This is a genomic window from Paenibacillus sp. FSL R7-269 (genome assembly GCF_000517865.1).
In the GTDB taxonomy this organism is placed as follows: domain Bacteria; phylum Bacillota; class Bacilli; order Paenibacillales; family Paenibacillaceae; genus Paenibacillus_AQ.
Genome location: NZ_ASPS01000094.1, coordinates 1 through 8135, shown reverse-complemented (window position 1 = coordinate 8135; position 8135 = coordinate 1). Strand labels below are relative to the sequence as shown.

Annotated in this window: 8 protein-coding genes and 1 pseudogene; 8 read left to right on the top strand and 1 reads right to left on the bottom strand. The window is 53.3% G+C overall.

The features are described 5' to 3' along the window. The 6 genes and pseudogenes from C162_RS36440 to pyk all read left to right on the top strand — a co-directional run. Positions 1 to 428, top strand: a pseudogene (locus tag C162_RS36440) (DNA polymerase III subunit alpha); the annotation flags it as partial. A 498-nt stretch (positions 429 to 926) separates the two neighbouring features. Then, complete coding sequence (locus tag C162_RS29235) at positions 927 to 1427, top strand: phosphatidylglycerophosphatase A family protein (protein ID WP_036700686.1); 501 nt, start codon at positions 927 to 929, stop codon at positions 1425 to 1427. Between the two features lie 147 nt (positions 1428 to 1574). Next, on the top strand, positions 1575 to 1763 hold the full coding sequence (locus C162_RS29230; RefSeq protein ID WP_036700684.1) for a hypothetical protein: 189 nt from the start codon (positions 1575 to 1577) through the stop codon (positions 1761 to 1763). A gap of 83 nt (positions 1764 to 1846) precedes the next feature. Further along, a complete protein-coding gene (gene accD / locus C162_RS29225; RefSeq protein ID WP_036700682.1) occupies positions 1847 to 2740 on the top strand; it encodes an acetyl-CoA carboxylase, carboxyltransferase subunit beta in 894 nt (297 codons plus the stop codon). A 1-nt stretch (position 2741) separates the two neighbouring features. Beyond that, the gene (locus C162_RS29220) at positions 2742 to 3743 is read left to right on the top strand and encodes an acetyl-CoA carboxylase carboxyltransferase subunit alpha (protein WP_036700669.1); all 1002 of its coding nucleotides are present in this window, start codon (positions 2742 to 2744) and stop codon (positions 3741 to 3743) included. A 375-nt stretch (positions 3744 to 4118) separates the two neighbouring features. After that, positions 4119 to 5543, top strand: a complete 1425-nt coding sequence (pyk, locus tag C162_RS29210; RefSeq protein WP_036700667.1) for a pyruvate kinase — start codon at positions 4119 to 4121, stop codon at positions 5541 to 5543. Between the two features lie 171 nt (positions 5544 to 5714). Here the strand turns inward: pyk and C162_RS29205 are convergent, their stop codons facing one another. Beyond that, on the bottom strand, positions 5715 to 6458 hold the full coding sequence (locus C162_RS29205; RefSeq protein ID WP_036700666.1) for a G1 family glutamic endopeptidase: 744 nt from the start codon (positions 6456 to 6458) through the stop codon (positions 5715 to 5717). A 102-nt stretch (positions 6459 to 6560) separates the two neighbouring features. Here C162_RS29205 and C162_RS29200 point away from each other — a divergent pair, with 102 nt between their 5' ends. Then, entirely contained in the window at positions 6561 to 7742 is a 1182-nt protein-coding gene (locus tag C162_RS29200; protein WP_036700689.1) for an MFS transporter, read from the top strand. Between the two features lie 48 nt (positions 7743 to 7790). Continuing rightward, positions 7791 to 8135, top strand: a 345-nt coding sequence (locus tag C162_RS29195) for an acyl-CoA thioesterase (RefSeq protein ID WP_036700665.1), incomplete at its 3' end; no start/stop codon positions are given.

Genomic DNA, 8135 nt, shown 5'->3' with positions numbered 1-8135 from the left:
CCGGCGGTGCAGCTGGCGCCGCCGCTGCACCGGGCACGCGCACACCGGCGGCACAGCCGCCCGGTGCGCGCGCTTCCGCGGCCGCTGCGCAGGCCGCGCCCAAGGCCCAGGCCGCGTCAGACGCGCGGCCGGGCAGCCCTGCCCCGCTGCGCACGGGGCAGGACCCAGCCGCTGAGCGCTTCGCAGGCTCAGCGCCCGGCGCCCAGCGTGTCTTCATCAAGATCACGCCGGGCGCTGAGCTGAAGGGTCTGCTGCCGCGCCTCCAGGCGCTGCTGCAGACCCATCCGGGACCCGCAGCGACGCTGCTGTTCTACGAGCGCAACCAGAAGGTGCTTGCGCTGAGCGACAGCTACCGGATCGAGCCCTCGGAGGAGCTGTTCGCAGCCATTGAAGAGATGCTGGGTGCCGGAACCGTCCGTCTCCGATAGGAGCAGCCAAGCTGTCCTTGGAGCTTGTTCGAAGTGAACATTCACATAGGTGTATTATGTGCAATTATCAACCGTGAAAAGGATGGCTTTCCTCCTCTAACTGTAGTTTGTACAACTAAATCTGCCCGAATGGGTGAGAACCCGGGTATAGAGGCAGTTTAATTGTATGAATTACAGCTAAAAGGATAGTCGGCGCTAAATCAGATGATTTAGTTGTACAGAATGCACTTAAGCATCCCCATTGCACCCTAATTGGGGCATGGCAAACCCTCAGCATGGCGGCTGGTTAAAGAGTTTCTCACCAGTTAATTTTGATGCTGCACAAATGCATCTTTTATGGGCAGCCGCTGTGATACACTGATCTTTTTAGCACATTTGCCCCCTCTTCCGCATACATTAGGGAACCAATAGAGTGAACTTATGAATCTGTCAGGTTTCACTCTCAAGTTCAGCTAAATCATAGCGGGGCATTGTCCCGTGCGGAAGGGGAATGACATCATGTCCTATCAAATGGCGGAGGAGCTGCTGGAGCGCCGGGGAGTATCACTGGACTCGATCGCGGAGATCGTCTATATCCTGCAATCGGTCTATTATCCCAGCTTAACGCAGGAGGAGTGCCTGAGCAGCGTCAAGTCGGTCCTGAACAAAAGAGAAGTCCAGTATACGCTCATGACCGGGATTGCGCTGGATGAGTTAGCCGAGAAGAAGCTGCTGCCCCAGCCGTTTCAGGCGGTAATGGAAGCGGATGAATCGCTCTACGGGGCGGACGAGACGCTGGCACTGGGCATCACGAGCGTGTATGGAATGATCGGCCTGACCAGCTTCGGCTACCTGGATAAAATAAAGCTTGGAATTATCGGCAAATTGAATGATGATAAAGGGAGCATTCATGTATTTCTGGATGATCTTGTGGCCGGAATTGCGGCTGCAGCTTCAGCCCGGATCGCCCACGGGCATGAGGGTGCGAAGGTCTATCCCCATGTGACCGGGACCGAATAACGGCTGTTCCTGATGCGCTGCGACCGGCCTCCCGGGCCTGAGTCCTTCCTGCCGGGCTTGCTTGCGGGAAAAAAGAAAACTGTGTTATCATAATTTCATTATATTCAGGATACGGCTGGATTCGAGATTAGGGAGGCCTTGCAGGGCATGTGGACGGTAATCTATATAGCGCCGACCGCCAAAGTGGCGGAGATGATCCAGAGGAAGCTTACGGAAGAAGGATTTCTGATTAAATGCCGTCCCATCAATATGTCCAAGCAGCAGTTTGAGATTCTGGTTCCTTCGGGAGAGCTTGAAGAAGTGCAGGAGGTCCTCAATCTGATTCTGCATCCCTGAAGAGTATGGCATAGAGATTCAAAGCATTCATGACAGCGGCAAGCTGCTATTTACGCAAATAAACGGCTGAAGAGGTGCGACCCTTGTTCAAAGATTTATTTCAGAAAAAACGGAAGTACGCGACTATTCCTTCAGAACGTCTGGAGCGAAGCGGCGGACCGGCAGAAGGCGAGCGCCCTAAGCGGGAGATTCCCGAAGGTCTAATGAGCAAGTGCGCCAAATGCGGAACGATCCAGTATAGCAAGGAACTGGAGAAGAATTTGAAAGTATGCCCTTCCTGCGGCTATCATATGCGCCTCAATGCGACCGAACGGATTGCAATGATACTTGATCCGGAAGGGTTCATTGAGTTCGACAGCGAGATGGCGTCGATTGATCCGCTGAAGTTCCCCGGCTATGCCTCGAAGCTTGCGCAACAGCAGTCCAAAACCGGACAGCTTGAAGCTGTAATCACCGGCCAGGGCAGCATTGGCGGACATCCGGTTATTGTAGCCGTGATGAATTTTGAGTTCTTCACCGGCAGCATGGGATCTGTGGTTGGAGAGAAAATTACAAGAGCGGTGGAAGAAGCGACAGAGCAGGCACTGCCGATGCTGATCTTCTCCACCTCCGGCGGAGCCAGAATGCAGGAGAGCATTCTCAGTCTCATGCAGATGGCGAAGACAAGCGCCGCGCTGGCCCGGTTCAGTGAAGCAGGCGGCCTGTATATTTCTGTCATTACTGATCCGACTACCGGCGGGGTATCGGCGAGCTTTGCCAGCCTGGGCGACATTATTATTGCCGAGCCCGGAGCGGTATTCGGCTTTGCCGGACGGATTGTCATCGAGCAGACGATCCGCCAGAAGCTGCCGGAGGATTTCCAGACGGCAGAGTTCAATCTGCAGCACGGACAGCTGGATCTGGTCGTGCACCGTAAGGAAATGCGCTCCACACTCACGAAGCTGCTGGAACTGCATGATGTGAAAGGGGGATTTTAGGTTGGCAGGAGAGTTGCCTTTTGAAATGCCTCTGGTAGAAATGCGCAAAAAAATCGCCGAACTCAAGCAGTTCGGTGAAGAGAAGGGCATTGATTTCAGCGATGAGGTAGCCCGGCTTGAAGAGCGCTACAGCGAGCTGGAGAATGAGATCTATTCCAATATATCCCCGGCCCAGAAGATGCATCTGGCCCGGCATCACGTACGCCCGACCTCGCTGGATCTGATCGGGCTTATCTTCACGGACTTTATCGAGCTGCATGGTGACCGCCTGTACGGTGACGATCTTGCGGTAGTCGGCGGAATCGCCAAGCTGAATGGTAGACCTGTGACCGTTATCGGACAGCAGCGCGGCAAGGATACGAAGGAGAATATTCTCCGTTTCTTCGGCAGCGCCCATCCGGAAGGCTTCCGCAAGTCACTGAGGCTGATGAAGCAGGCAGAGAAGTTCGGCCGTCCGATCATCACCTTTGTGGATACGAAGGGGGCTTACCCCGGTAATACCGCTGAGGAACGCGGACAATCGGAAGCGATTGCCCGCAATTTGTTCGAGATGTCCCAGCTGGCCGTGCCGGTCATCTGCGTGATTATCGGCGAGGGCGGCAGCGGCGGAGCTTTAGCGATGGCCGTGGGCAACCGCGTGCTGATGCTGGAGAATGCAATCTATTCAGCGATCTCCCCTAACGGTGCAGCGTCGATTCTGTGGAAGGATGCCACCAAGGCGGAACAGGCCGCTGAGGCGATGAAGATTACGGCCACCGATCTGCTGGAGATGGAAGTCATTGAGGAGATTATTGCAGAGCCCAGAGGCGGTGCGCACCGGGATTACGAAGCTACAGCGGAGGCGGTTAAGGATACAGTCTGGCGTCACCTGCAGGAGCTGTCCGGCATGGATGCAGCAGCGCTGAAGGAAGACCGTTATCTGAAATTCCGCAAAATCGGTGAGTTTTCCGAGTCGGTGCTGGAGCAGGATTCCGATCAGGATGAAGCGCAGATTGTGGAGTAAGCGGGAGCTTTTCTCCGGGGAATGAGCGGCATGGCCGGTACCGCCGGGTTTGCACTTTTTAACATATTCCAGATTAATCCAGCCCGCGGACGGGACAAGACCTATTATACAATTATTCCCATTATAATCATCCTGTGCTTGCTGCGGGATGATTTTTCTTTTATCAGCCATCCTATATTATTCGACTTTAATTTACAGCAAAAACAGGCACTAACATTGATTTTGTGTTCAACATGCAGTAATATTCATAAGGGCGCAATAAAACGTGCATGTCTTTACATGTGATAAAGTTCCTATACAGAGAGTAAGCCTTATAGTAGATTTTGTAGTTGGAAAAAGCGAGACAGAGAGAACGAAAAAACGGAGGAAAACCTAATGCGGAAAAGTAAAATTGTATGTACGATCGGACCTGCAAGTGAATCGTTGGAGAATATCAAAAAATTGATTTTGGCTGGTATGAATGTGGCCCGTCTGAACTTCTCCCACGGCGATTTTGATGAGCATGGAGCCCGGATCAACACGATCCGTCAAGCATCCAAGGAACTTGGCAAGACTGTTGCCATCCTGCTCGACACCAAAGGACCGGAGATTCGTACTGGTAAGCTGGAAGTAGAACCGATTGAACTGGTTCAGGATGAGTATCTGACATTGACTACGGAAGAGATCCTTGGCGACCATAACCGTATCTCCATCACTTACAACAACCTGCCTAACGATGTTCAAGTAGGATCGACGATCCTGATCGACGACGGCCTGATCGGCCTTACGGTTGTCGACATTCAAGGCACTGAAATCAAGACCCGTATTGTTAACGGCGGTACGATCAAGAGCAAGAAGGGTGTTAACGTACCAGGAGTATCCATCTCCCTGCCGGGTATTACGGAAAAAGATACCAGTGATATCATTTTTGGGATCGGACAGGACATTGATTTTATTGCCGCTTCTTTCGTACGCAAAGCCAGCGACGTTCTGGAAATCCGTGAACTGCTTGCGAAGCATGATGCTTCCCACATCCAGATCATCTCCAAGATCGAGAACCAGGAAGGTGTCGATAACCTGGATGAGATCCTGGCAGTATCCGACGGCCTCATGGTTGCCCGTGGCGACCTTGGTGTAGAAATCCCTGCTGAAGATGTACCTTTGGCTCAGAAGCTGATGATTCAGAAATGTAACATCGCCGGCAAACCGGTAATCACAGCTACCCAGATGCTGGATTCCATGCAGCGCAACCCGCGCCCAACCCGCGCTGAAGCAAGTGACGTAGCGAACGCAATCTTCGACGGAACTGATGCAATCATGCTGTCCGGTGAGACTGCTGCGGGGAAATATCCGGTAGAATCCGTACTGACTATGTCCCGTATTGCTGAGAAAGCAGAATCTGCTCTGAACCACCGTGAGATCTTCATGAAGCAGCAGATTGCTCAAGAAACTACTGTAACTGAAGCGATCAGCCAATCCGTAGCGATCTCCGCTCTGGATCTGAATGCTAAAGCGATCATTTCTTCGACTGTAACTGGCCACACTGCACGCGTGGTTTCCAAATATCGTCCTAAATCACAGATCATTGCTGTTACTACCCAGGAAAGAACAATGCGTCAACTGGCGCTGGTATGGGGCGTAACTCCTGTATTCGGTCCTGAAGCTCATTCTACTGACGAATTGCTGGAAACAGCTCTTAACGGCGGTAAAGCTTCCGGTCTGGTTAAAGCTGGCGATCTTGTAGTCATCACTGCAGGTATCCCGCTTGGACGTTCCGGTTCCACTAACCTGGTGAAGGTAGATACGATTCCAGCCGACTAGGATTTGGAAGAGCTTCTGCAGCACGAATAAGATATAATGATAAGAGCAGTGGCGCTTGATTGCCGCTGCTCTTTTTTTGATAAGTGAACTTTCCGGAATGTTAAGATACAGATTGATATCAATGGTGCAAATGGATATATTGGACCTGAGTGTTTGGAGCAGGATAGTATGTCAGGGAGATGTATAAATAGGATTCCTGGAATACACGGCAGGGGGACTATTACGATAGATCCGTCTGACCGAAAAGGCGCTTCCGCAAGAGCGCGGGAGGGATGGCACGGCCAGCAGCCTCTTATTCTGGATCATAACGCCGCCATCGGAGACCTTTAGTCTAGGGCTACGTCCATTGACCTGGCAGCAGGTGATGCAGACTGTGGATAACTTGGACAGCGGGGCGATATCGTACCCCACCTGCGGCGCTTCGACGATCCATTCGGCTGAGCTTTGCGGTCCGTTATAGCGCTGTACGGTACGGAAGACCCAGCATTTGCTGAGGTTGCGCAGGGTGATGCACCATTTGCCGGGACTCAGCTTGACAATGGAAGCGCGCATATGGTTGCCGGGGGAGACGGGAAGAGGAATGACGGTCTCGGAGGCGGGGAGAATCTCCCACCAGGCATAATACCGGACTATGCCGTTCACCGACTCATGACCGGTGCCGGTCTGGATCAGGCTGCTGTTCTTGAAGCCGTCAATGCCGATCCAGGCCGAGGAGAATGTAGCTTTTTCCGTAGGCTTTACATAAGGGACGATCCAGTCGGCAGATATCTGCCGGTAGCTGCCTTTTTTGCCGGAAATGGCATAACCGCTCCAGTTGCTCGAAGTCCAGCCAAAGCCGGAACTGGCGGCTCTGCCCGTATTGAGTTTATCCTTCAGACAGGGTTTGCTCCGTGATAATCTATTGACTTGGCCCACTTGTCCACCGCCTCATAATAGGTTGTGCTCTATTTAATGCAGAAGGCGGCTATCAAGGTTGGGTATTCTGTTAAAAAGAATGAGAGAGGATTTGTAATCCCCATGGAAAAAATAACAAAGCTGCGCGGGTTCTATCTGTTTCTGGGACTGGCCGGGGGCTCCTTCGGCTCCTATCTCTCGCTGCTGCTGAAATCAAACGGACTTGAAGTCAGCCAGATCGGCGTGCTGATGGCTATAGGGACGCTGATCGCCATCTGTGTGCAGCCTTTATGGGGAATGGTCTCCGACCGGTATAACCAGGCGCGGCTGGTGCTGATTCTGAGTGTGGCTGTTCCGGCGGTGCTTGCGGTCCTGTACCGTTCGGAATATTTCATCGTGCTGATGCTGGTGTATACCGTGTCCACGATCTTCTCCTCTACACAGGCGCCTATAGCCGACTCGTACGCCATAGCGGCTGCGAACAGGGCTGGAGCCACTTACGGAAGCATCCGCATGATGATGAGCATAGGCGCCGCCGTAGGGGCCATTACGGGGGGACAGTATGTATCCAAATTCTCTGTATCGACCATCTGGCTGCCGTTTCTGCTGCTGAATAGCATCGCTGTAGTCATTGCCTTCACCCTTCCCAAGCAGGCGGAGGAGAATCACATGATGAGCCAATCCTTCTCCCAGGGAATCAAAAAGCTGCTCGGCAACCGTATATTCCTGGCTTTCCTGGGCGGGAGCTTTCTGGTCAATCAGACCATGACGGCCTTCGGGACCTATTTCGTGATTGCCTTCCAGTCGGTTGGGGGGTCCACCAGCTCTGCGGGAATCGCTCTGTTCCTGGCGTCCATTACCAATGTTCCATCCATGTTCTTCGCCTCCCGGGTTATTCGCAGGCTCGGCATGGAGCGGACGCTGCTGCTTGGAGCGTTAATCTATGTACTGCGCTGGGGCGTCCAGGTGGCCTTTCCGTACCCTTCCGTCATGATCGGCGTACAGGTGCTTCACGGCCTCTCGTTCGGGTTCTTTTATATCGCGGCGGTTGAATATGTATCGAAGATTACCTCAGCGGAGATGCAAGCGACCGGGCAAAGTGTCTTTAACATCGTATTCTCCGGGTTAGCCGGGATTCTCGGCAATCTGCTGAACGGGATGCTGCTGAACCAGGGCGGGGTCGGGCTGATGAACCTCTCCTGCATGATTAGTGCGGCTGCGGGCGCGGCTCTGCTGGTCTATGTCGCCAGAAGTTCACGCCGTATGCTGCCGCTTACGTCTGCATCCGGCGGTGTCGGCGCTTAGCGGACTGCTGGCTGCCGGATAAGCTGTATTATAGAGAGGAGCATGAATATGAATCCGCATCAACCGGGATGGGCCAGCCGCTGGCACAGTACCTCCATCCGTGTACGTTATCAGGAGACCGACCAGATGGGTGTGGTCTATCATGCCAACTATTTGATCTGGTTTGAGTGCGGCCGCACGGAGATGTTCCGTGAGCTGGGCTTCGACTACCGGAGGCTGGAGGGCCTCGGTCTGCTGCTGCCGGTAACCTCTGCAGATTTGCAATTTAAAAGCCCCGCGCGATATGATGATCTTATTACCGTATATGCGCGGTTAACCACCTTCTCGGCTCTGAGGGTTGTGTATGAATACGAAATCCGCCGGATAGCGGCGGGGCAGGAAGGGGAGGGGCGG

Coding starts and splice junctions, on each gene's coding strand:
- C162_RS29230 (WP_036700684.1), top strand. CDS start 1,575: ATGTGGACGGTAATCTATATAGCGCCGACCGCCAAAGTGGCGGAGATG.
- C162_RS29200 (WP_036700689.1), top strand. CDS start 6,561: ATGGAAAAAATAACAAAGCTGCGCGGGTTCTATCTGTTTCTGGGACTG.
- C162_RS29235 (WP_036700686.1), top strand. CDS start 927: ATGTCCTATCAAATGGCGGAGGAGCTGCTGGAGCGCCGGGGAGTATCA.
- pyk (WP_036700667.1), top strand. CDS start 4,119: ATGCGGAAAAGTAAAATTGTATGTACGATCGGACCTGCAAGTGAATCG.